Source organism: Methylobacterium isbiliense, assembly GCF_022179325.1.
GTDB classification, from domain to species: Bacteria; Pseudomonadota; Alphaproteobacteria; order Rhizobiales; family Beijerinckiaceae; genus Methylobacterium; species Methylobacterium isbiliense.
The window spans coordinates 1-21,072 of sequence record NZ_BPQQ01000041.1 but is presented as its reverse complement, the minus strand read 5'-3'; the positions used below and the strand labels follow the sequence as shown (position 1 = coordinate 21,072).

Genomic DNA, 21,072 nt, shown 5'->3' with positions numbered 1-21,072 from the left:
ATCACCGCGGTCCCTCGGATCGCCGCGATCCAGCGGATCGCCTGAGCCGTCCGGGCGTTTGCCAACGCGCCCGCGCCGCGAGACAGTGCCGTCCCGCGCGCGGCCGCGACCGGAACCCCTGCGATGCACGGCAGCGTCTTCGTCGAGATCACGCCCGAGATCCTGCTCAAGGCCTACGCGGCGGGCATCTTCCCGATGGCCGAGGATGCGGACGACCCGGCGATCTACTGGGTCGAGCCGCGCGAGCGCGGCATTCTGCCCCTCGACCGCTTCCACGTGGCGAGCCGGCTCGCCCGCACGGTGCGCTCCGGCGCCTTCGAGGTCGTCACCGACCGCGACTTCGACGCGGTGATCGCGGGCTGCGCCGCGCCCCGCCGCGACAGCGCCCGCACCTGGATCAACGGCCGCATCCGCGCCCTCTACGGCGAGTTGTTCGATCTCGGCTACTGCCACACGGTCGAGGTCTATGCCGGTGAGCCGCGCACGCTGGTGGGCGGTCTCTACGGCGTGGCGCTCGGCGGCGCCTTCTTCGGCGAGAGCATGTTCCACCTCGCGCGCGACGCCTCGAAGGTCGCCCTCGTGCACCTCGCCGCCCGGCTGCGGCGCGGCGGCTACCGCCTGCTCGACGCGCAGTTCGTGACCAGCCACCTCGCCCAGTTCGGCGCCGTCGAGGTGCCGCGGCAGGTCTACAAGCGGCACCTGCGCGAGGCGGTGGAGCACCCCGCCCGCTGGGACGGTGCGCCGCTCGCCGGCCCCGAGGCGCTGGCGATCCTGTCTGGCTGATACAGTCGAGATTCCGGGATAATCCGGCAATGATCGCGACCGGATCATCATAAAAAGCTCCGCCAGCGAACAGGTCGCGGCGGAGCAGGTCATCGACTGTGCCGAGAGCGGACCCGGCGGAATTTAATCTACACGCGGACGGGCGCGCGTCCAGCCGGGAGCCGGCCGGTGCGCGGCAGAACTGTCGTTGGTCGATGCGTTCAGCGCGGGTCGCCGAGCGGCATCGGCGGGACCGGGCCGTCATTCGTCGGGAAGAAGCGCCGCGATGGCGTCTGGCGCGGCTGTACCGGCGTGCCGCGCAAGGGGGCCACGTCGACTTGGCCCTGGCGGTTGACCGGCTGCGTCCGGCGCCCGTCGTCGCGCTGGGCCTGGTCGCGGCGGCGGCGCTCGGGCCGGGCGGCCGCCACCGGCGCGTCGTCCTGCTCCTTGGCCTCGGCGATGATGTCGGTGCCGCCTTTGCAGTCAACCAGCCAGACGTCGTAGATCGGGTGCTCGATGGCGTGCAGGCCGGGGCTCGCGGCGAACATCCAGCCGGTGAAGATCCGCCGGTACTTGTTCTCCAGCGTCACCTCGTCGACTTCGAGGAAGCCGGTGGTGCGGGCGCTCTCGGTCGGGGGCCGGGTATAGCAGACCCGGGGGGTGAGCTGCAGCGCGCCGAACTGCACCGTTTCGTCCACCGCCACCTCGAACGACACGATCCGGCCGGTGATCTTGTCGAGCCCGGAGAACACCGCGGTCGGGTTGCGGATCTTGTCGGCCGCCGCGCCCTGCGGGGCGAGGGCCGCGAGGGCCGCGAGGAGGCCGGCGCGCGCGGCATGGCGGAGGGTCGTGCGGCTCAAGCGGGGTCTCCCCAAGGTGATCGCGATCCAAGGAGGATCCCGATCGGCGGTCCCGCGGTTAACACCGGAAGGGTGGTGGAAAAAGGGCGCCGCCCTACTCGCCCGGCGTCCAGGGCACGTAGTCGCCGGTGGCGGCCGGGCGCTGGCCGTAGGAGAGCTGCGAGCCGCGCGGCCGGTAGGCCGCCACCGTGCCGGTGAGGTTCTCCTCGTGCGGCTTCTGCCACTCGCGCGGCACGTAGGCCTCCTCGCTCGGCGCCACGTCGACGGTGTGGCTGAGCCAGCCGCGCCAGCCGGGCGGCACCTTCGAGGCGTCCGCCTCGCCGTTGTAGATCACCCAGCGCCGCTCCGGCCCGACCGAGGGGTCGATCAGCGGCCCCTGCGCCCGGTAGTAGCGGTTGCCGAACTCGTCCTCGCCCACGAACGTGCCGTGGCGCTTGGTGTAGAGGTCGAGGCTCACGGTCGAGCCGCTCCACCACGTGAAGATACGGAGCAGGGTGTCTTTCAGCGCCATCGCGGCGGCCTCGCGGGGTTCATCGGTCCTGCGGCGGGGGGCGGCCCGCCCTCTTCGATCGCGGCGGACTATGGTGAGACGGACCGGGGAAGTCCAGCCGCCGCGCGTCGCGGGGCGCCCTCCCCCGCTTCGTGGCGGAATTGCATCGAGAGCCGCTGAGTTGCGGGGATGCGGCGGTCCGGTTCCGGTGCACAACGAAAAAATCCGCGCCGAATCCCGAAAGCCGTGCGCGGGGTTAGCCGCGCCCGAGGAGATATCCACAGCTTTCGCTTCGCCGACACAACATCTAGCGTGGAACACGGCGGGCGAGCACTAGTTATTGACGCGGAGGCCCGAATCTCGGTAGCTTGCCGGCATGTTGAGGGGCTGGTTCGCCGGCTCATTCTCGACGTGCCCGCGGTGCGAAAGGCCGCGGTTGGCAAGCCCTGGCCGCGCGCCAAGCGGTGCCGGGACGGCATCCTGAACCACTCGGGGAAACGACCGCGCGGTCGCGGTTCGGACAGTCGTGTCTTGACGGGAGAGTATCACCCATGCGGATCGAGCGGCGCATCACCACGGCCGGCCAGTCCCCCTATGCCGGCATTCCGTTCCGCAAGGCGGTGAGCGAGATCCGCAACCCGGACGGATCGGTGGTGTTCCGCCTCGACGGCATCGACGTGCCGGAGGCGTGGAGCCAGGTCGCCTGCGACGTGCTCGCCCAGAAGTATTTTCGCAAGGCGGGCGTGCCGGCGGCGCTCAGGCGCGTCGAGGAGACCGGCGTGCCCTCGTTCCTGTGGCGCTCGGTGCCGGACGAGGAGGCGCTGGCCGCACTGCCCGAGGAGGCGCGCACGGGCTCCGAGATCTCGGCCCGGCAGGTCTTCGACCGGCTCGCGGGCTGCTGGACCTACTGGGGCTGGAAGGGCGGCTACTTCACCGCCGAGGAGGACGCGCAGGCCTTCTACGACGAATTGCGCGCCATGCTCGCCCGCCAGATGGTGGCGCCGAACTCGCCGCAATGGTTCAACACCGGCCTGCACTGGGCCTACGGCATCGACGGCCCGAGCCAGGGCCACTTCTACGTCGACCACACCACCGGCGAACTCACCAAGTCGGCGAGCGCCTACGAGCACCCGCAGCCGCATGCCTGCTTCATCCAGGGCGTCCAGGACGACCTCGTCAACGAGGGCGGCATCATGGACCTGTGGGTGCGCGAGGCGCGCCTGTTCAAGTACGGCTCGGGCACCGGCTCCAACTTCTCGGCCCTGCGCGGCGAGAACGAGCGGCTGGCGGGCGGCGGCAAGTCGTCGGGCCTGATGAGCTTCCTCAAGATCGGTGACCGGGCGGCGGGCGCGATCAAGTCCGGCGGCACGACGCGGCGCGCCGCCAAGATGGTGATCGTCGACGTCGACCATCCCGACATCGAGCCCTTCATCGACTGGAAGGTGAAGGAGGAGCAGAAGGTCGCGGCCCTCGTCACCGGCTCCAAGGTCGCCGCCAAGCACCTCAAGGCGGTGATGCGGGCCTGCGTGAACTGCGAGGCCGAGGGCGACGCCTGCTTCGACCCCGAGCGCAATCCGGCGCTCAAGCGCGAGGTGAAGGCGGCCCGCCGCGCCATGGTGCCGGACGCCTACATCCGGCGCGTGATCCAGTCCGCCCGCCAGGGCGAGACGGAGGTGGACTTCCCGATCTTCGACACCGACTGGGATTCCGAGGCCTACCTCACGGTCTCGGGGCAGAACTCCAACAACTCGATCTCGCTCACCGACGACTTCCTGCGCGCGGTCGAGGCGGACGGGGACTGGCAGCTCAAGGCCCGCATCGGCGGCAAGGTGACCAAGACCCTGAAGGCGCGGGACCTCTGGGACCGGATCGGCGCGGCCGCCTGGGCCTCGGCGGATCCGGGCCTGCACTTCAACACCACGATGAACGACTGGCACACCTGCCCGGCGGGCGGGCGGATCCGGGCCTCGAACCCGTGCTCCGAGTACATGTTCCTCGACGACACCGCCTGCAACCTCGCCTCGGCGAACCTGCTGGCGCTCTACGACCGCACGGCCAAGACCTTCGACGTCGAGGGCTACGAGCATCTCTGCCGGCTTTGGACCATCGTCCTCGAGATCTCGGTGATGATGGCGCAGTTCCCCAGCCGCGAGATCGCCGATCTGTCGTACCGCTACCGCACCCTCGGGCTCGGCTACGCCAATGTCGGCGGCCTGCTGATGACCATGGGCCTGCCTTACGATTCCCGCGAGGGCCGGGCGCTCGCCGGCACGCTCACCGCCATCATGACGGGCGTGGCCTACGCCACCTCGGCCGAGATGGCGCGCGAACTCGGCCCCTTCCCGGCCTACGAGGAGAACGCCGACGCGATGCTGCGGGTGATCCGCAACCATCGCCGCGCGGCCCACGGCGAGGAGGGCGGCTACGAGTTCCTGAACACCGACCCGGTGCCCCTCGACCACGCGGCCTGCCCGCAGGGCGACCTCGTGGCCCACGCGACCCGGGCCTGGGACCGGGCGCTGGCGCTCGGCGAGGAGCACGGGTTCCGCAATGCCCAGGCGACCGTGATCGCGCCCACCGGCACGATCGGCCTCGTGATGGATTGCGACACCACCGGCATCGAGCCCGACTTCGCGCTCGTCAAGTTCAAGAAGCTCGCGGGCGGCGGCTACTTCAAGATCATCAACCGGGCGGTGCCGGACGCGCTGCGCGCGCTCGGCTACCGGGAATCCGACATCGCCGAGATCGAGGCCTACGCGGTCGGCCACGGCTCGCTCGGCCAGGCGCCCGCCGTCAACCCGGGATCCTTGCGCGCCAAGGGCTTCACGGACGAGAAGATCGCGGCGGTCGAGGCCGGCCTGAGATCGGCCTTCGACATCAAGTTCGTGTTCAACCGCTGGACCCTCGGCGACGACTTCCTGACCCAGACCCTCCGGGTCCCGGCCGAGAGGCTCGCCGATCCGGCCTTCGACCTCCTCGCCCATCTCGGCTTCACCCGGAAGGAGGTCGAGGCCGCCAACGTGCATGTCTGCGGGGCGATGACGCTGGAGGGCGCGCCGCACCTGAAGCGCGAGCACTACCCGGTGTTCGACTGCGCCAACCCGTGCGGACGCACCGGCACGCGCTACCTCTCGGTGGAGAGCCACATCCGCATGATGGCGGCGGCCCAGCCCTTCATCTCGGGGGCGATCTCCAAGACCATCAACATGCCCAACGACGCGACCGTGGAGGATTGCAAGGAGGCCTACCGCCTCTCGTGGACGCTCGCCCTCAAGGCCAACGCCCTCTACCGCGACGGCTCGAAGCTCTCGCAGCCCCTCAACGCGGCGCTGATCGCGGACGGGGACGACGATGAGGTCGAGGAGCTGGTGGAGGCCCTGGTGGCCCAGCCGGCGGCCGCCCGGACCGCGGCCGTGGCGGAAAAGATCGTCGAGCGGGTGGTCGAGCGCGTCGAGCGCATCCGCTCGCGCGAGAAGCTGCCGGCGCGGCGCAAGGGCTACACCCAGAAGGCCGTAGTCGGCGGCCACAAGGTGTATCTGCGCACCGGCGAGTACGACGACGGGCGGCTCGGCGAGATCTTCATCGACATGCACAAGGAGGGCGCGACCTTCCGCAGCCTGATGAACAACTTCGCCATCGCGATCTCGCTCGGGCTGCAGTACGGCGTGCCGCTGGAGGAGTACGTCGAGGCCTTCACCTTCACCCGGTTCGAGCCGGCGGGCTTCGTGCAGGGCAACGACGCGATCAAGAACGCCACCTCGCTCCTCGACTACGTGTTCCGGGAACTGGCGGTGTCCTATCTCGGCCGGGCCGACCTCGCCCATGTCAGCCCCTCCGAGATCGGCGGCACGGTGATCGGCGGCGGCGAGAGCGGCGACACCACGCGCGACCCGCCGAAGCCGGCCCCGGCCTCGGCCGTGGTGTCCCGCGGCCTGCTGCGCGGCTCGGCCGACCGGCTGACCCTGATCCACGGAGGGCCGGCCGGCACCACCGCCGGGGTGGCGGCGCCCGCGACCGGGCAATCGGCGCCCGCGGGCGGCACGATCCACGCGGTGCGGGGATCGGTGGCGCTCAAGACCGAGCCGGCGCTCGCCGCCCGGATCGGGAGTGCGGCCGACACCCTGCCCTTCGCCACCCCCGAGGCGAAGGCCGAGCGGAGCGTCGCGGATCGCCGCGCCGAGGCGAAGATGAAGGGCTATGTCGGCGAGGCCTGCCCCGAATGCGCGAACTTCACGCTCGTGCGCAACGGGACCTGCCTGAAGTGCGACACCTGCGGTGGCACGACGGGCTGCTCGTAGGGCGGCGGTCGGTCGGTCTCGGTGTAGCTTGAGGCAAAAGATGAGCACTGTGAGGGAATAAATGGTTTCAAGCGCCCCTCCGCAGGAGGGGCGCAAGATGAACATCGCTTAGAGCAAGTTCTACGGAAATCTCCACGAGCTTCGCATTCTTCGCGACAGGATTATCTAAGTCTGGCTCAAAATTCTATTCAGTTGATTCTGTTCGATAAATACGGCGGACGGGTGCCGACGGTATTCTCTTGTGAAGATAAACAAGACATGCTTGCTGCGGCGCGCAGCACAAAAAAGCAAATCGACCATTTAGAGTAAACAATCGGCGGCGGAATAATTGTCCGCCGCCGGAAAGTACGATGCGAACAAACCGTGATCAACTAGAGATGTAGACAAAGGAAACCATATGGCGGCGCACACCAGCGGCATTCGAACCTTCCTCCAGCGACATTGCTCCGACCCGGCCGCCTTGATCTCCGTCTTCGAGGGCGAGCACCGTCTCTACACGCTGAGCGCGAACGAACGGCTTTGTTCCGCCGGCGAGGAGGCGGAAAGCGTTTGGATCGTCGAGGAGGGCCAGCTCAAGGTCCTAGCTGGGGAATCGATCGTCTGGCGAGGCGCAGGCGAGATCATCGGCGAGATGGCTTTCCTGCGCGGTCAGGCAAAGGCGACACCGTTGCGCGGAAACGACGTAGTGGCCGCTTGCAGGACCAAGGTCTGGAAGATCGACCGCGCGACGCTCGACGGCCTGGATCCGACGACTCGGGCGCTCTGGTACGAGACTGTCGCGCGGGTCCTGGTCACGAAGCTCGATGAGGCGAGCTTGCTGCGCGCGAGCCAGGCGCGGGACCTAGCCGACGGCGACCGAATCATCGAGCGCCTCGTCTGTCCCGAGGGCGTCCAGGCGACGTCCGCGTTCCTGCTCAACGGAGCCGACCGTATCCCGCCGGTGAAGAAGACGGCGGTGATCTGGTTCAGCGACCTGTCGGGCTTCTCAGCCCACTCCGAGGGCCTCGACGCCAGCGAAGTCGGCGACGTCCTACGCCGCCTGACAGACCCACAGGTCGAGGAGATCCAGCGGGCGAAGGGGCAGGTCGACAAGCACATGGGCGACGCTGTCATGGCCTTCTGGCTCTGCCCCGACGATCTCCGAGTGGAGAGGAGCCTGGCGGGCGCGACGCGCGCGGCCCTGGAGGCCGCCCGCCGCGTTACCGACATCGCCGAGGCCTCGGCGCTCCCGATCGGCATCCGCATCGGCCTGCACGTCGGCGAGGTGTCGGTCGGCGATTTCGGCGGCGGCGACCGCATCGCATTCACCATCGTCGGCCAGCCCGTCAACGCGGCCGCGCGCTACGAGCAGTACCGTCACGACCCCGGGCAGCCGGGTGGGCGGGTGCGGGTCAGCGACAAGGTGTTCGCCAGGCTGCCGGACGACGTCCGTTCCGCCTTCCAGCCGACCGCCGTGGAGTTTCCCGACAAGCACGACCGGCGCTTCGTCGCCTACCTGTCCTCGATCTGACCTGAGGGATCGACATGGCCTGGGACCTGAACCGAAGCCGGACCCGCATCGCACGTTTCATGAGCACGGTGCCACAGTCGGCCGTCGACGTGCGGACCTTCGACCAAGCCTACCTCTCGCAGCGGACCAGGGACACCCAGGCCCGCGGCAAGAGGCTCGGCCTCGACGAGGCGCCCATCTTCGCCCTCCCGCGCGATCGGGCGATCGTGGTCGATGGCGTGCACGTCTACGCCCAACTGCTCGACTATCACGACCAGATCCAGGAACAGGGCCACGAGACCGAGGCCAGCCACAAGCGCGTCCTGCAGTTCCTGCACCTCCACTACTCCGCGACCGACCGCGTCGTGGAGGAGTTCGAGGCTCAGCGCGTCGACTACCATGGTCCCAGGTTGCACGCAGTCCTGGTCACGCCGACCGGAGACGAGAGGCAGCGCGTCCTGCGCGCCGTCGCATTTGCGGTCGCCCTGAAGGAGACCATCGAGGCCGCCGGCCGCAACTTCGGCGGAGCCCGCCTTCGCACGCGGGTCAGGATCGGCATCGACACCGGGCGGGCGGTGGCCGTGAGCAGCGGCCGTGGTGCCGACCTCGAACCGCTGTTCCTCGGCAGCCCGGCGAACTATGCCGCCAAGCTGGCCGAGGGGGACCGTCCAGGCATCTACCTCAGCGACCGCGCCCGGACCGTATTGAGCGAGCCGACGCTCGGCTGGGCCATGGAGCGCTCGGTCGCGCTCGCCGCGGACCGCCAGTATGGGTTTGCCAATGCCGGCTACGGCCAGGCCCAGTCCGGCTTCGACCCTGCGCCGACCCAGGCGCGGGTGCTCGCCGCGGTCCGCGCCCTGCAATCGGACTTGGATCTCGCCGCCCTCACCTCCCCCGAGGCGACGTTCCGCTTCCACCGTCACGAGCCGCCGCTCAAGACGATCGACTTCGGCGAGCTGATGCCGAGCCGTTCGATCAGGATGGGACTGGCCTCGGTGTTCGCGGACCTGTCGGGGTTCACCGCCTACGTCGACGCCTGCATCCAGGGCGGGCGGGTCGCGGAGATGACCGCGAACCTGCACGTGATCCGAGGCGAGTTGGCCGCCTGCGCCCGGGACGACTTCGGCGCCAGGAAGGTCCGCTTCATCGGCGACTGCCTGCACGGTCTCGTGGCGGTCGGCACGCGGCTGGCGACGGAACCAACGGCAACGGTGGATGCGGCGGTGATGCTGGCCGGCGGCCTTCGTTCCTCGTTCGACCTCTGCAGGGGCATGCTGCCGGGGCTCGGCACAATGGGCATAGCGATAGGCTCCGAGTACGGCGAGACCCCGATCAGCCGGATCGGCATCCGCGGCGACCGGAGTGTTCGCTGCGCTTCCAGCAAGGCCGTCTCTAGCTCCGAGGCCATTCAGTCCGACCTGAACGGCCGCCAGACCGCTCTCGGGCCGGTCGCGCTCGCCAATGCATCCCCTAACGTAAGGAGGCTGTTTGGGCGCGGACCGGTCGAGGATCTCGACCACGAGCGGGCCGCTCGCCTCGTTGGGCCGGAACGCGCAGTGTCGCCGGCGAGGGTGGCGGCCCTTCCGGCCAGCGTGCTCATCTCGCAGGGGGCGGCCGCAACGGAAGCGGTGCGTGAACGTGGCAGCGGCCGCCATGCGTGAGCCGACGTCGCCCCTATGGCGCGCGGCCGTCAGTCAGGTGCGCGAGCGCATGCGGGACCTCCACGGTGTCGAGCCGACGCCGTTGAGACCCAGAGATATCGCCGCGTACCACCATCGCTTCGGGATCGCGTCCGGCTGGCGGATCCCCGTCGACTTCGGCGAGCCGGACCCAAGGCAGATCGACGTTCTGATTCCAACCGGTTTTCCTCGCTCCAGGCCGCAGTTCGGCCTTGTGGAACGGCCGCCGTTCCTGACGTGGCCCCACATCGAAAGAGACGGAAGCCTATGCCTCCTCGCCAACATGAGCGAGATCGACCCGGATGACCCTGCCGGAGTGGTGGTCCGCTTGCTCGGCAAGAGCTGCACCCTTGTGCGGGAGCTCCTTGCAGGCGCCATGGTGGAGCGGGATTTCCGGGACGAGTTCCTCACCTACTGGCGGTACGATCGAAACGTCGCGGATGGCCGCTTGACCAGCATTCTGAGGCTCGAACGTCCCTCCCGCGAGATCAGCGTCTGGCAGGCTCCGAAGATCCGCCTCCTGGGCGAGACCGAGGTGCAGGTCGCGGACTGGATCCGCAATCGCTTCGGCCCCGACGCTCTCCGCCGGCCGCGGCTTGAACGGGGCCTGCTGATGTGGCTCGACCGGCCAATGCTGCCGGCCGAGTACCCGAGGACGGCGCGGGACGTCCTCGTCTTGGCCGAGAGTTGCGGCGGCGACGTGCCCAGACTCCTCGCCGACCTTGTGTCGGCTCGCCAGGACAGCATCGTCACCGCGATCGCGGCCGAGGGGCGCTTTGGGCCCGGAATCGTGAGCGTCACGATCCCGACGCCGCGGGACACGCGCCGCATGCGGGGGCGCTCGACGGCGCCGTTGTTCGACGGGTTCCGTTCTTCCTACATCCCGGAGGCGCTGCTCACCCGCCGTTACCTTGGAACCACCCCGGTTTTGCGCGACGAGCCCAGCAGGGCGGACGCCCGGTGGATTCATGGCCGCGGACATGATCCGCGCACGGAGCGGCTCATGGAGGCGACGGTCACTGTCCTGGGCTGCGGCTCGGTGGGCGCCCCGGTGGCGGTTGCGCTCGCCCAGGCAGGCGTCGGCCATCTGCATCTCGTCGATCACGACGAACTGTCGTGGTCGAATGTCGGGCGCCATCCGTTGGGGGCCCCGTCGGTTCGCCGGAACAAGGCGGAGGAACTCGCCGCCAAGCTCCGGTCCGACTACCCGCATGGCCGGTTCGAGGCGTTCCCCGTCTCGGCGCAGGCGATGCTCGCGACCGATGCGGAATGCATCGGCGAGAGCCACCTTGTCGTGTCCACAATGGCGGATTGGCGCGCTGAGAGCCGACTCAACGGCTGGCATTGCCGACGAGGTAGGCCGATGCCGGTGATCTACGGCTGGACGGAGGCACATGCCGCCGCCGGGCATGCGGTCGCCATCCTTCGCGAGGGCGGATGCCTGCGATGCGGGTTTGGGCGGACGGGTGTGCCCGACTTCCAGGTCGTGGAATGGCTGAACGACGCGGGTACAACGCTCGAAGAACCCGCTTGCGGCGCTCACTATCAACCCTACGGTCCCATCGAGCTCGGGTTCGTCACGTCGCTGATAGCGCAGTTCGCCCTGGAATGCTTGCTCGGCAAGGTGATCCTGTCGAGTCAGCGGATCTATGCGGCGCGACACCCCTTTATCGAAGAACTGGGCGGCCGTTGGTCGGATAGCTGGGTGAGGGAGTATCCTGCCCAAATCAACGGCGCTGTCATCGTGGATAGGGAATGGCCGTGCAGTCCGTGCGGCGGATGCCGAAGCCAACAGAGGCAGCTGGCCCATCCGAGGCCGGCCGACAGCGGTGCGGTGTGACGTCTCCCATCGCTTTGGTCCGGCCTGAGTGCGAGTTTTACGGTTTTTTGGAGTTGCCCCTGCTTGTGATCAAGGTTTATACAAGTTCTCGGGCTGTGTGGTCGCCTCCCGGAACTTGGACCATGCCAAGTGAGAGGGCCGGGCTCGGCGGCAGCCTCGGACGGGTCCAAGGCCTTACAAGCAACGCCATCGGCGGCCTATCGCCGATCGCGCTATGCGGTCTCACTTCGTTGTACTCCACCCGCCAATCCTCCACCTTCCGGCGGGCGTCGTCCAGGTCCAGGAACCAGGCCTGATCCAGGCACTCGGCCCGGACCCGGGCGTTGAAGGCCTCGGCATAGGCATTGTCGGTCGGCTTGCCCGGCCGGCTGAAGTCCAGCGTCACCCCTTTAACGTAGGCCCACAGGTCGAGCTCGCGCGACCTGAACTGGCAGCCCTGGTCGACCCGGATCACCCGCGGCGCACCGAACCGGCGGACGGCCTCGTCCAGCGCCGACGTCACCTCCAGGGCTGTGGCGGTTCGGCAGACTCGCAACACCGGGCAGATCCGGCTCCAGGTGTCCACGACGTGAGCACCCAGATGCGCCTGCCGTCGAAGAGCTGGTCGTACATCCAGTCCATCGCCCAGACCTGGTTCGCACCCGTCGCGGGCGTGCGATCGTCGCGAACCATCGCCGCAACGCGTCGCCTCGGGGGCTTGTGGCGCATCGTGAGGCCCGCGAGCTTGTAGAGGCGGTAGACACGCTTGGCGTTGACGGCCCCACCCTCCCGGCGCAGCAGAACGCAGATCCGCCGGTAGCCGTAGCGGACCCGCACATGGGCGATCTCTTGGATGCGCTTGCGGAGGACAGCCTGCTCGGGGCGTCTGGACCGGTAGTGGTAGGTCGAGCGCGGGGCCGGTACTGCCCGGCAGGCTCTGCGGACCGACACGCGGAAGGCGGTGCGCACGAAGTCGACCATCCCCCGCCTCCGAGCAGGCGTCACATCTTTCGCCGGATGACCTCGGAGAGCATCTCCTTGTCGAGGGTGAGGTCCGCCACGAGCTTGCGCAGGCGGGTGTTCTCCTCCTCGAGATGACGCAAGCGGCGCACCTCGGAGGGCATCAGGCCACCGTACTTCTGCTTCCATCGGTAGTAGGTAGGTTCGGACACGCCCATCTTGCGGCAGACCTCCGCGACGGGCGTGCCCGCCTCGGCCTGCTGGAACGGCTCTTCTTCATCGATCAGGCCTCCTCAGCGGAACGAGCCTTACCCGAAACCTCTCACGTCATCCGGTCCGACTTTCGGGTTTGAACCACTCGGCGTAGGCACCCCAGTTGCGGGCCACGCGCTGAGTCAGCCCGGTGTCTCACGCCGAGTGAAGGCTCATCGCCCCGCGGCGCGGCACTCGGGCACCCATGCAGGTGAGGCCTCTCGCGTGTAGCTCGACCCGGACGTCGTTCCCGCCCCTCGCCTCCCCGATATCGTGCAAGGGTTGGTGGACGTCACCGACGAAGTAGAACGAGGAAGCGGAGGGCGTCCGCCATGCCCCGTCGAGCGCGCCGCAGGCGAGGTCGCGTCGTGCCCGCTCGATCGCGGCGACCACGCAATCCCCGAGCGCCGGGTCCGCCCTGCGGTCGCGCTCCGACTCGTAGTTCCCGACGTCCGGCGGGATGGCGACGAAGTGCCGATCGTACGATTCCGGCCGCGCAGCCCGAACGTCGTCCGCCCAGCTCGAAACGAAAGCGAGCGAGCGACCTTCGCCCAGCAGCCGCGCGGCCAAGCCACGGGCCCAGGAGTCAAGGCGCCGCTGCGCAATCTCGGCCACGATGGCGTGGCCCTCCTGTTCCCATCCCAGGGCCGCCGACTCGGCGGCCGTCCAAAGCAGGCAGGCAAGGCCGATGCGTCGCAAGCCCACCCTCCGAGGTCGGGCACGCGCCCGGTCGCCCATCGCGTGCCATGCCTCCGTCCCGAATGCCCGCTCACGGCTTCCGAATCGTCAGACGATTGCGGTTTCCGGGACGTATCGGTGTTCGGGCTGAATGGTCCCGCCGAGTTGGCGGATGCGCTCCCTCACGCGCTCGTCGACCTCCCCGATCGACAGCGTGAGGCGCCGCTCGGACGCCGCGAAGATGTGCGTGGATGCGGCGACGGCTTCCCTGAGCCGGCCGAAATCCACGGCGGTCCTCGCCTTGACCTTGTAGCGCATGGGTACCTCGCACCGCGTTCCCTACCATCTTCGGCGCGGGGCGTTAAGCGTTCGCTTACCGGCGGCTCAATTCCTCGCCGCGGCACGGACGGCCGCGGCGCAGTCGATGCGCCCATGACCCTGGGCGTTCGGTCCGGCGGATAGGCGTGCCGCGGTCGAGCGGATCAACTCGAAGAGCTCATCCCGTCCCAGGTCGGGCTTCAGGGACCACAGGAGCGCGGCCAAGCCCGCGCCTTGAGCGCAGGCCCCGCTCGTTCCCCACCCGTTGGGGAGCGCGCGCGTAGCGGAGCCGTAGAGCACCCTGCCGTTCTCGGGCGTGGGGGCGACGACGTCGGGCTTGCGGGCGTTGCCCTCGCCGGCGTGGTCTTGTCCCGGGCCGCGGCTTGAGTAGTGCCACATCGTACCGTCGAGCTTGCAGGCCCCGACGGTCAGGACGTCCGCTCGCGACTTGTACAGCCATATGCTGTTGGGGTCGTCTCCGTCGGGGTCGCCCCCGGTCAGGTGGTGGTTGTTGCCGGCGCTGAAGACCGCGACGACTCCCGCCTCGACGGCGTCCGCGAGCGCGTACGGGAAATCCTGGCCGACCAGGTCCGGCGGCGTTCCGGCCTCCATTCCGAAGCTGTTGCTCGCGACGATCCTCATCCCTCCCTTCGCGAGATCCGCGAGGTAGTCGTAGATATCCATGAGTTCCGTGTCGAAGAACTCGGTCCTGCAGGCGATCAGCCCGGCTTCTGGTGCAACGCCGTCGAACGCCCCGCCCGCCTTCCTGCTCGCGGCCGCGATGCAGGCCGCCATGGTCCCGTGCCCGACCGGGTCGACCCATGCCTCGCCCGCGTCCGCCGGCCAGCAACCCACCCTCCTGGCATCCGCGAACTCGGCGCGCGTCCCGTCGATGCCTGTGTCGACCACGGCCAGCGCAACCCCAGCCCCGCGGGTCTGGGTCCAGGCGTTCCTGGCGCCGATCGCTTCCAGCACGTCGTCGAGCGATGGTCCCGCGCCGTCGTCGGGCGCGGATTCGTCGGCCGACATCGGCCCGCCGAGCTCGACCTGATACTGGTAATCCTCGACGACCTCGACGTCGAAGCGGCGCCGGAAGGCATGCAGGTCGGTCGGATAGCCGGCCGTACCCATCATCGCCACCGCACTCGCCACGGCCCGGCGCCTGCTCACGGTCGCGACGCCCGCGGGCCTTGCCGCCGCGAAGGCGGCCTCCATCGCTTCGGTACCACGGAAGCGGAGCTTGTACCGCCGCCCCGGGACGATGTCCGCGGGGGCGCGGGGTGCCGCGGTCGCGGGCACCCAGGTCGTGGCCCGCCCAGGGTCGGTCCGCGGTCCGCGGCGCGGTGGGCGCGCGGCGCCGAGGAAGAACTGCCGGCCGAGGACGAACCCGAGCGCGAACGCCGCCGCCAAGGCGAGGTACGCGGGCACAGGCGAGACCTCGCGCCTCGGATGCTCACGCACGTCGTTCCAGTCCCGCTCGACGGCCTCGCGGACCCTGGCCCGGGTCTCGTTGGCCGGCGCATTGTCGGCGTGCGACGCCGCGGATGTCGTCCGGTCTTCCTCGGGTTGCTGCACGAAGCCCTCCTTTCCCTGCCGCCCCGGTGGTGCGCGGTCAACGCGCCAATTCGACGCCGATGCTGTGCCTGCCCTTCGGCAACACCTCCATCGCGTAGCCGTGCCGGGCGGGGTCGTGGGTCTCGAGGAGCTTCCGGGTCGTCTCCGTCTCGTTGGTGACGACGAGGCGGATGGCCCTGCCGTCCGCCGCCTCCACGATCCACCTGAGCGTGTCGTAGTCGGGGTTCCCATACTTCCCGTTCGCCGAGATCACGTAGGTGTCGGCTGTCACGGTCCGGAAGAAGCCGCCGTCGGCGTTCCGGTCGCTGCCGTGATGCTGCACCTTCAGGACGTCGACGTGGCAGGTGCCCGCGGCGTCGAGCAGCCCGGCGCGACGCAGCCCCTGGACGATGTGGTCGCCGCGGGCGTCGCCGGTGAGGAGAGCCGTCCTGCCGGCGAACGCGACGTGCAGCACGATGCTGCTGAGGTTGGGCACGCTTCTGTCGGACATCGCGGCCGTGCCGGGATCCCGGGCGGCATCGGCCTCGGCCCTGGCCAGCCACGCGAGCCACTCCTTGCGCAGGGCGTCGAGGTTGGCCTTGCTCGGCCCGACCACCCGCACCGTCAGGCCGTTGACCGGGATCGGCCTCTTCGCCGTGTCCGCGAGGATCAGGTCGCCGTCGAAGCCACGGTTGATCGGGATCCCCAGCTTCCTGGCCATGACGCCCAGCTTCTGGCCCTCCCGGACGCCGAGGAACGCGTCGGTCGCGAACGGCATCGAGACCGCCGCCGATCCCGCGAGCGTCATCAACTGCTGGATGCGCTGCGTGATCTCGCCGTCGGGGTCGATCGACCGGCCGAACGAGTTGTGCCACAGGCCCTTGATGGTCACCCTCGGGTCCCGCCCGTCGGCGATGTCCTCCTCAGCCGCGGCGAGGAGGTCGAGGACGCCGATGACGTGGTCGTTGTCGACGTGGCTCAGCACGAGGAGATCGAGGGTCGCTCCGGGCCCGGCGATCTCCTTCAGTGCAGCGTCGAGATCGGCCTCGAAGGAGCCCGGCGGCCCCCCGTCGACGAGGATGAACCGCCGCTTCCTGGCGGTTCCGAACTCCAGGACGAGGGCGTCGCCGAACTGCGCCTGGACCGCGTGGAGCTTGAACATGGGCACTCGGCTCAGATGACGCGGAGGTTGGACGCCAAGTCGCCCGTCACCACCAGGGCGAAGTCCTGGGGCGGCTCGAGCAGCGTGCTGGCCGTGACGGCGACGCGGTACGTGCCCGGCCGGGGGCTCGGGATGCGGACGACGAGTACGTTGTTGTTCGGGTCGGCGAGCAGGCCGGCGATCCGGAGCGTGGAGGCGGCCTGCGCGTTGCCGGGATACTTTCCGCCCCCGCCGTCGTCGACGAGCAGGACGGCCCTGTTCTGGACGCTGCGGGCGGGCGGGTCGGTCCAGGTCAGGCAGAGGTTGAGCGGGCGCCCGCCGTTGACGTCCACCTCGAAGAGGCGCCGGTCCCCGGACTGCGCCAGTCCGCGCCCTGTCTTCCAAGTGTCCTCGAAGTGGAGTTCGAAGCCCGACTGGCCCGGGACGGGAAGCGTGTTCGCCATGTCGATGCGGCCGAAGCCCTGGTGGAAGTTCGGCGTCCCCTCCAGAGGTGCGACGGCATCGTCGCCGGGCATCCAGGACGCGCCGTTGACCAGCGTCGCCTTGAGGAGCGCGGCGCTCGGCTCGGGCCAGCCCCGGAACCGCACGTAGTACTCCCGCACGAGCGCGGCGCAGCCGGAGACGTAGGGGGCGGCCATGCTCGTGCCGCCCATGAAGGCGTAGCGGGCGTTGCCCGGGTAGGGTCCCCAGAACTTGCGCAAGGGCGCCTGCGAGGACCGCGCCGCCACGACGTCGGTGCCGGGCGCGACGACGTCCGGCTTGACGCGGTGGTCGTCGCACGGTCCGCGGCTGCTGAAGGCCGCGAGGCAGTCGGCGTTCCCGGACACCGTCTGCCTGCCGATCGGCGACTTCGGGTAGCGGTCGGCCCAGACGTCCTTCCACGTCAGGCTCGCGTACCCTCCGGACCGGCGGTCGCTGCGGCTCGCGCCGACCGTGAGGGCGTTCTTCGAGGTGGCTGGCGCCGCCACCGATGGCCAGTCCACGAACCCTGTTTTCGCGTTGGGCTTGGCCCCGGGCGCCCGCGCGACGGCGATGCCGTCGTTCCCCGCGGCGATGACCACCAGCATGTCGGGGTTGTGCGCGACGAACTCGTCGATCTGCAGCGAACTCACGGAGTAGCCCGCGTAGGCGAACGCGCCCCAGCTGTTGTTGTGGATGCGGGCGCCCGCGTCGTAGGCTTCCCTGAGAAGGTTGCCCAGGTCCGTCGGCAACCCGCCCAGCCGCCCGTTGACGTCGAGGATCGACTGGAACACGAGCTCCGCCTTGGGCGCGGCCCCCCTCACCTCCCCGTCCGATGCGGCCCCGTCGCCCAGCAGGCAGCCCGCGACGTGGGTGCCGTGACCTTCCGGGTCGCTGTGGTCGCCAGGCCGGCCAAGGGCGACGACGGCCCTGACCCGTCCTGCGAAGTCGGGGTGGGTGTCGTCGAGGCCGGTGTCGGCGACACCGACCACCTGACCCTGCCCCTCCAGGCCGACCGCCGGATCGGCCATCTGCTCGATCCCGAGTATGCGGCGGCAGCACTGGTCGAAGAGGCGCGGCGGAAGGAGTTCCTCCACAACGGCGACCTCCGGCAGCCTCGCGAGGTCCCTCACGTCGCGCCCACGCTCCGGCAGACCGACGCGAACGACGCCGCCATCGACGGAGAGCGGAGAGCGCTCGCGCTTGCGGAGCCACTCGACCACCTGGTCGACGTCTTCCGCGCGGTGCGTACGTACGGCGTAGATGCAGGTCCGCCGGGTGGCCGGATCCGATCGCCTCGGCTGCGCCGCCGGCGGGTCGCGCAGGGTATCCTTGTCGGTGTAGAGCCTGAGCCAGTCGACGAAGGGCAGGGCCGCCAGCGCATCGATCTCGTTCGGCGCCAGCCGCACCGTGTACTTGCTGGAGCTCAGCCTCTCGGTGAGCCTGACCCCCGCTGCCAGCAGCTCCTCGCGCCTGGCCTCGGTGAGCGGACCGTGAAGCCGCACGATGTAGAATTGCGGTTTCGCAGGGTCGCGCGACACCACCTTGTCGCCGGGAGACTTCCCGCGTGCCGCGACCGGGAGGCTGCGCGGGCGACGGGTGGCCTTCCGCGGCGCTGCGGCTGCCCCCGCGCCGCCCCGCCCGACCGCCATCGCCATCGGGGCGAGTTCCGGCGATCCCGAGGGCTGCATCGCGATCGGCACCCTGCTCATCCGGCCGACCTTCTCGATCGGCGCCACGACCAGGCCCTTGGACGTCAGATCCGGAATGTGCTTCTCGTCGACCAGGCCGAGCACGTAGCCGTCGGTCCATTCGGCGTCGCGGATCAGGTTCCGCTCCTCGAGCAGCCGCGCGTCCTCCCGCTCGGCCTCGTGCATGTAGTAGGCCTTCACCCGATACTGGGACACGTCCGCCCTCCCTCGACGACGCGCGACCTCCTCGTCGCCGCGGCGCCGTCAGCATGGAGGCGCCGCCCCGCCGGGCGGCCCACGTACCCTGGCACGTCCATCGCCGAGTGCGAAGTCGAAATTGCGGCCGGCAGCGCTTTCATCGTCGGTCGTCCATTGGAACGGAGCTCGCCCGCGCGCCGTATGTCACGAATCGATTGTCGACGCGGTTTGTTTTGGCATGCGGTATGATCAGTCGCACTCGTGAAAGATACTTTTTCCCTCCTGCCTTGAAGCTGCGAGTTCATATGTATCGTTGAAGCCGTAGAGGTTGCATTACATTTTATGTATATTGGAAGATTTTCATATATTCAGATGTGAAGATGCTGGGGGAATCAAGCAAAATCAATTAACAAAGTTAATCATGCAGATCATAATCCCTGCATTATGTCTTTATTGATTGACGAATAGTCTTGCAAATCAATTTGCGCATCAAATCCACGATCCGCCTAGGGCAAGGTATGCCGTCCCAGGTCAGACGATCGTGGGCAGGAAGTGCCGTCACGGGGCGGGCAGCGCTCGCACAGGGCGCGGATGCCTGCCGTTGCTCAGCCGAGCGGGGTGTCTTCGAACGGCCATCTCGGCACCTCGTCCTCGGCAAGTTCCTGGCCCTTAAGGTGCTTGCGCACACACCGATCGCATATGAGATAGCCCCAGTTCACGAGGCTCTTCGACGCCGTCTCGCCCAGGTCCGCGAGCCTTGTCGGGATTGCCGCCAGCGCCTTGACGCGCACGGGGTCGCACGGAAGGTCGCCGGGGCCGGACGCGGGCGGCGGCCGCGTGTCGATGCCCCAGTAGGCTCCCAGGCGCTCGTATGGGAGCAGCGGATCCTGGGCGAAGCGGCCAGCCTCGAACGCCTGCCGGCCCGCGGCGAACCGCGCGATCAGATCGCGCCGGCGCAAAGCCCTGACTTGGTTGTCCGTTAGGTCGAGAATGCGCCGAAGATGCCTGACCCAGTCGCCCGGCACGCGGGGCTTTCTCGCGAAAGGCGCCCCGCCGTCGCTGACCAGGAGCGTCGTGTAGCGCTTCACGATCGGTTCGAGGCCGTGGTTGTCGTAGACGCCGCCGTCGGTGAGCAGCACGGCGGCGCGGAGCGCCGCGACCTCCGCCCGACCATGGTCGTGGACTCCGCGCTCCGGCCAATCCTCGAAAGCGCCGGGGTCGAGTTCCAGCCTCAACGGCGACAGGATGGGCGGGAAAGCCGAGGAGGCGGCGACGGCCTCTGCGAGCCGGATCGCTTGACGCTTCGGCGTCACGAAACCCAGGACGTAGTCCCCGCTGTAGCGTTTGGAGAAGCGCCAGAGGGCGCCGGTCTGCAGGTTGGTGGCGCAGAACACGAAGCGGGGCGAGTCGGGAAGGGCGGCGAGCGTGGCGCCGAGGAAGAGGGCGCCATCGTAACTGGCAGCGACCTGCTTTGCCGCCGAGGTGAAGGGCAGCAAGCCCGCGATGGCATCCCTGACGTCGATGCTGCGTCGCGAGAACGCGTAGAGCGGATGCACGATCTCGCCGAAGAAATGTTCGAAGCGGCCCTCCGGGTCGCGCCGCAGCGTCCGCCACTTGTAGCCGAGCAGGCCGGCCGTGATGGATCCGCCGGATACGCTGGCGACACGGTCCACGCGCGCCAGCAGGCCGAGTTCATTCAGGCGCTGGAGCGCGCCCGCGTGGAACAGCATGGCGCGGAATCCCCCGCCAGAAAGGGCGAGGCCGATTCCCCGTTCGAGGCGGCCGCCTTCCCAGGAGAATTCCGCAGCAGCCACGGCCTCGTCAGACACGACGGCTTCGTTGGCGGCGACCGACATCGTTCACCCTCCATCGGCGCCCTCAGCGGGCCTCCCGGCCGTACGGCGAAGGATGGTCGGGTGCAAATCAAGGCGGCGAGAGCCCCGACCGGCCCGCTCGATCCCGGGCCCCGCACGGCGGACGACCCTGCTCCTCCCAGCCCATGAGGGGCCTTGCACGCAGACCGGACCCGTCGGCACTTGCCTCTCCGAGTGGCCGGTTCCCGCCCCGATCGTCGCCCGGGAACGTGCCCGAAGGGTAAGCCTGAACAGGGGGGATGTGAGAAAGGCGCGGTTCAGGCCCGGAACATGCCGCTGTGACGCGCCGGGATGCCGAGCCTCGGACGCATGGCCCGCCCGGCGAGTTGCTCGACTTGGATCGGTCCGGCGGCGGTTCGCCGGACGCCGTCGCGAGACTCGCGCTCCATTACCGTGCCTGGACCGACAAGAGGATCGAGCTTCCGGTCGCGCTACGGACCGAGCTCTCGCGGATAGCCGAAGCGTGCGGCCGCGCTGTACCGGGCGTGAGCCGCGCCGCCGAGGTTTTGGCTATTCGGATTTTGGCGTG

Annotated in this window: 13 protein-coding genes and 1 pseudogene; 5 read left to right on the top strand and 9 right to left on the bottom strand. The window is 69.1% G+C overall.

Going from position 1 to position 21,072, the window contains the following annotated elements:
- Positions 1-123: 123 nt before the first annotated feature.
- Positions 124-783, top strand: a complete 660-nt coding sequence (gene aat / locus MFF61_RS18030; RefSeq protein WP_238236696.1) for a leucyl/phenylalanyl-tRNA--protein transferase — start codon at positions 124-126, stop codon at positions 781-783.
- Positions 784-983: 200 nt separating this feature from the next.
- On the opposite strand, the gene MFF61_RS18025 is transcribed toward aat, so the two are convergent.
- Both MFF61_RS18025 and MFF61_RS18020 read right to left on the bottom strand, forming a co-directional pair.
- The gene (locus MFF61_RS18025; protein ID WP_373324730.1) at positions 984-1,622 is read right to left on the bottom strand and encodes a DUF2155 domain-containing protein; all 639 of its coding nucleotides are present in this window, start codon (positions 1,620-1,622) and stop codon (positions 984-986) included.
- Positions 1,623-1,716: 94 nt separating this feature from the next.
- On the bottom strand, positions 1,717-2,133 hold the full coding sequence (locus tag MFF61_RS18020) for an NADH:ubiquinone oxidoreductase subunit NDUFA12 (protein ID WP_238236695.1): 417 nt from the start codon (positions 2,131-2,133) through the stop codon (positions 1,717-1,719).
- A 530-nt stretch (positions 2,134-2,663) separates the two neighbouring features.
- Between MFF61_RS18020 and MFF61_RS18015 the strand changes: the two genes are divergently transcribed.
- From MFF61_RS18015 to MFF61_RS18000, 4 genes are all read left to right on the top strand, one after another.
- The gene (locus MFF61_RS18015) at positions 2,664-6,410 is read left to right on the top strand and encodes a vitamin B12-dependent ribonucleotide reductase (RefSeq protein ID WP_238236694.1); all 3,747 of its coding nucleotides are present in this window, start codon (positions 2,664-2,666) and stop codon (positions 6,408-6,410) included.
- A gap of 397 nt (positions 6,411-6,807) precedes the next feature.
- Positions 6,808-7,920 carry an adenylate/guanylate cyclase domain-containing protein gene (locus MFF61_RS18010; protein WP_238236693.1) on the top strand — a complete coding sequence of 371 codons (1,113 nt, stop codon included), beginning with the start codon at positions 6,808-6,810 and terminating at the stop codon, positions 7,918-7,920.
- A 14-nt stretch (positions 7,921-7,934) separates the two neighbouring features.
- Positions 7,935-9,560, top strand: coding sequence for an adenylate/guanylate cyclase domain-containing protein (locus MFF61_RS18005; protein ID WP_238236691.1), 1,626 nt, complete (start codon positions 7,935-7,937; stop codon positions 9,558-9,560).
- A complete protein-coding gene (locus MFF61_RS18000; RefSeq protein WP_238236689.1) occupies positions 9,532-11,418 on the top strand; it encodes a ThiF family adenylyltransferase in 1,887 nt (628 codons plus the stop codon). Before MFF61_RS18005 ends, MFF61_RS18000 begins: the two co-directional genes overlap by 29 nt.
- 178 nt (positions 11,419-11,596) lie before the next feature.
- Here the strand turns inward: MFF61_RS18000 and MFF61_RS17995 are convergent.
- The 7 genes and pseudogenes from MFF61_RS17995 to MFF61_RS17965 all read right to left on the bottom strand — a co-directional run.
- Positions 11,597-12,644, bottom strand: a pseudogene (locus tag MFF61_RS17995) (IS3 family transposase); the annotation flags it as partial.
- Between the two features lie 121 nt (positions 12,645-12,765).
- On the bottom strand, positions 12,766-13,308 hold the full coding sequence (locus MFF61_RS17990; RefSeq protein WP_238236688.1) for a S1/P1 nuclease: 543 nt from the start codon (positions 13,306-13,308) through the stop codon (positions 12,766-12,768).
- 87 nt (positions 13,309-13,395) lie between these two features.
- Positions 13,396-13,605, bottom strand: coding sequence for a hypothetical protein (locus tag MFF61_RS17985; protein ID WP_048445049.1), 210 nt, complete (start codon positions 13,603-13,605; stop codon positions 13,396-13,398).
- A 66-nt stretch (positions 13,606-13,671) separates the two neighbouring features.
- The gene (locus tag MFF61_RS17980) at positions 13,672-15,180 is read right to left on the bottom strand and encodes a S8 family peptidase (protein WP_238236687.1); all 1,509 of its coding nucleotides are present in this window, start codon (positions 15,178-15,180) and stop codon (positions 13,672-13,674) included.
- Between the two features lie 37 nt (positions 15,181-15,217).
- A complete protein-coding gene (locus MFF61_RS17975) occupies positions 15,218-16,321 on the bottom strand; it encodes a ComEC/Rec2 family competence protein (protein WP_238236686.1) in 1,104 nt (367 codons plus the stop codon).
- 11 nt (positions 16,322-16,332) lie between these two features.
- Entirely contained in the window at positions 16,333-18,687 is a 2,355-nt protein-coding gene (locus MFF61_RS17970) for a S8 family serine peptidase (RefSeq protein ID WP_238236684.1), read from the bottom strand.
- A gap of 587 nt (positions 18,688-19,274) precedes the next feature.
- On the bottom strand, positions 19,275-20,525 hold the full coding sequence (locus MFF61_RS17965; RefSeq protein WP_238236683.1) for a patatin-like phospholipase family protein: 1,251 nt from the start codon (positions 20,523-20,525) through the stop codon (positions 19,275-19,277).
- Positions 20,526-21,072: the final 547 nt, after the last annotated feature.